Raw genomic sequence first — 1313 nt, forward strand, 5'->3', positions numbered from 1 at the left:
GCATTCCTCTGGGGTCCGGGGCGCGCGGGAGCTGGCTGACGGCCGGATTCTCTCTTGGTCGTGGGATAAGAGGCTGCGCTTGTGGAACGGGCAGAAAGAGCAATGCCTCGCGGTTCTAGAGGGGCATTCCTCAAGGGTCTTGGGTGCACAGGAATTGGTGGATGGCCGGATTCTCTCGTGGTCTGAGGACGATACGCTGCGCTTGTGGAACTGGCAGAAGAAGCAATGCCACGCCCTAGAGGGGCATTCTCGTGCGGTCCGGAGCGCGCGGGAGCTGGCTGACGGCCGAATCCTCTCGTGGTCGGATGACGAGACTCTGCGCGTGTGGGACGGGCAGAACGAGCAATGCCTTGCGGTTCTAGAGGGGCATGCTCATGCGGTCCAGGGCGCGCGGGAGCTGGCCGACGGCCGGATACTCTCGTGGTCGGTTGACAAGACGCTGCGCGTGTGGAACTGGCAGAAGAGGCAACGTCTAGCAGTTCTGGAGAGGCATTCTTCAGGGGTCTTAGGCGTGCAAGGGCTGACCGACGGCGGAGCCCTCTCGTGGTCGTGGGACAAGACGCTGCGCGTGTGGGACGGGCAGAACGGGCAATGCCTTGCGGTTCTAGAGGGGCATTCTCATGCGGTCTGGGGCGCGCGGCAGCTGGCGGATGGCCGGATCCTCTCGTGGTCGGAGGATAGTCGGCTGCGCGTGTGGGACTGGCAGAAGGGTGAATGCCTCGCGGTTCTCGAGGGGCATTCCTCAAAGAACTATGGCAAGGTCTATGGCGCGCAGGAGTTAGCCGATGGCCGGATCCTCTCGTGGTCGGAGGACCGTAGGCTGCGCGTGTGGGACTGGCAGAAGGGTGAATGCCTCGCGATTCTCGAGGAGCGGCATTCCCCAGAGATCTGGGGCAAGTCCTGGGGCGAGCCCTTGTATGCGCAGGAGCTGGCTGACGGCAGGATCCTTTCGTGCTGGAAGGATAGTAGGCTGCGCGTGTGGGACTGGCAGAGCGGGCAATGCCCCGTAGTTCTGGAGGGGCATTCTCCAGAGATCTGGGGCGATCTCTTGTATGCGCAGGAGCTGGCTGACGGCCGGATTCTCTCTTGGTCTGAGGACAAGACGCTGCGCGTGTGGAACGCCCAGAACGGGCAATGCCTCGCGGTTCTAGAGGGGCATTTCTTCAAGGTCGAGGGCGCGCGGGGGCTGGCTGACGGCCGGATTCTCTCTTGGTCGTGGGACAAGACGCTGCGCCTGTGGGACGGGCAAAGCGGGCAATGCCTCGCGGTTCTACAGGGGCATTCCTCTGGGGTCCGGGGCGCGCGGGAGCTGG

The 1313-nt window shown here is 63.8% G+C and carries 1 protein-coding gene and 1 pseudogene; both read left to right on the top strand.

Going from position 1 to position 1313, the window contains the following annotated elements; translation table 11 throughout:
• Positions 1-157: 157 nt before the first annotated feature.
• Positions 158-319 (top strand): annotated as a pseudogene (locus tag ACG2LG_RS23855) (WD40 repeat domain-containing protein); the annotation flags it as partial.
• Positions 320-511: 192 nt separating this feature from the next.
• A partial coding sequence (locus ACG2LG_RS23860) for a WD40 repeat domain-containing protein (protein ID WP_396263376.1) occupies positions 512-1313 on the top strand: 802 nt, incomplete at its 3' end.

The organism is Haloferula sp. A504, from assembly GCF_044385805.1.
Lineage (GTDB): Bacteria > Verrucomicrobiota > Verrucomicrobiia > Verrucomicrobiales > Akkermansiaceae > Haloferula.